2 protein-coding genes are annotated in these 1630 nt (G+C 29.0%); both read left to right on the forward strand.

The genetic code is table 11. The annotated features are described in order from the left end of the window. Positions 1–283 precede the first annotated feature (283 nt). Complete coding sequence (locus tag Q0370_RS02470) at positions 284–481, forward strand: cold-shock protein (protein ID WP_015769847.1); 198 nt, start codon at positions 284–286, stop codon at positions 479–481. A gap of 204 nt (positions 482–685) precedes the next feature. Next, the gene (locus Q0370_RS02475) at positions 686–1543 is read left to right on the forward strand and encodes a histidinol-phosphatase HisJ family protein (protein WP_299571663.1); all 858 of its coding nucleotides are present in this window, start codon (positions 686–688) and stop codon (positions 1541–1543) included. Positions 1544–1630: the final 87 nt, after the last annotated feature.

The raw sequence follows: 1630 nt of genomic DNA on the forward strand, positions 1-1630 counted from the left end.
TTTTGACCTCGCCTTTTAGATCCTTTTTGCTCCAGTCGTTTTCTGGCAAAACAGCCGAGTTTAGATAGCAAACCGCCGATGCCGCCGCGAAAATAGCTTTTAAAATTTTCATTTTTATAATAAATCCTTAAAAATAATTAAAGTTTTGAGAAAAAAGGCTATTCTTTTTTAGAAAAGTGTGATATAATATATACAGATAACCAAAAGCAAGTAAGTGTAACAAAAAATATATATTTGTAACAGTAACAGTTGTTTGAGGTGTAAAATTTTAGGAGGTAATACTTTGTTAGGTAAAGTAAAATGGTTTAACGACAAAAAAGGATTCGGATTTATTTCAGGAGAAGATGGAAATGATTATTTCTTACATTTCTCAAAAATCAATAAAGAAGGATTCAAAACAGTTAACGAAGGTGAAGAAGTAAGCTTTGATGTAGAAGAAGGACCAAAAGGACCTCAAGCAACAAATGTAATTTCTCAATAATCGATTAATTAACTTTTTGTTTAAAGGAAGGCTGTTTCAAAATGATAAATTTTGGAATGGCTTTTTCCTTTATATATGATTTTTATTTATAAAATATAATAAAGCTCTTTAAATGTGGAATTAAATATTACAAGTTGTCAATTAAACTTAACTGTATAAGTTCAAAATTAAAGAAATTAATTGTATAGAAAGAGAGGGAATCTTATGTTAGTAGATTATCATATGCATTTTGAATATGGGAGTTATGATGAGGATTATGTGAATCCATTCTTTGAAAAAGCAAAGGAAATGGGGCTTTCAGAAATTGGAATAACGGAACATACTCACGGATTTAAGGAATTTAAGGATTTATATTATGAGGAGCTGATTTTGGATAATAGTGAAACTGGGAATTTCCAGAAAAAATGGCTTGAGCAGAAAACAAAATTCGTGCATACGTTGGATGAATACAGAGATTTTATAGATAAGTTGAAATCAAAAGGATATCCAGTAAAATTTGGAATTGAAGTGTGTAATTTTAAAAATCAGGAGAAAGTTAAGGAAATATTGTCTAAATATGATTTTGACTATCTGATTGTTTCAATACATTTTATTAAGGGATGGGGATTTGATTTTAGTGCTTTGAAGCATAAATTTACGGATGAGAATTTAGTGCAGATTTGGAAGGATTATGCAAAAGAGATTGAGAATGTGGCAAATACAACGATGTATGACATTCTGGGGCATCCGTTTAACTTGAGATTATTTAAGAATATTCCAGAAAAAAAAGATGTTGACAGTTTGCTTGAAAGTACTGCTAAATGCTTGAAAAAAAATAATATGGTTGTGGATATAAACACAGGAACGTTTTACCGTTATCCAATCAAAGAAATTACTCCATATAGAGATTTTATGGAATATGTGAAAAAATATGATATTCCTATAATTTTGTCAAGTGATTCACATTATTCTGAACATGTTGGAATGAAAATAAAGGAAGCTGGGGAATATGCAAAGGAATTTGGAATTACTGAAATGGTAACTTTTGACAAAAGAAAGAGAAGAATGGTTGAGATAGGATAATGGAAGGTAAAGTTAACAGAAAAAATGGGATATTTTGGATATTATTATTTTTTATTAGTTTAAATATTTATAGTAATAGTATGGATA

The sequence above is a fragment of the uncultured Leptotrichia sp. genome, from assembly GCF_938036635.1.
In the GTDB taxonomy this organism is placed as follows: Bacteria; Fusobacteriota; Fusobacteriia; order Fusobacteriales; family Leptotrichiaceae; genus Leptotrichia; species Leptotrichia hongkongensis.

Coding starts and splice junctions, on each gene's coding strand:
- Q0370_RS02475 (WP_299571663.1), top strand. CDS start 686: ATGTTAGTAGATTATCATATGCATTTTGAATATGGGAGTTATGATGAG.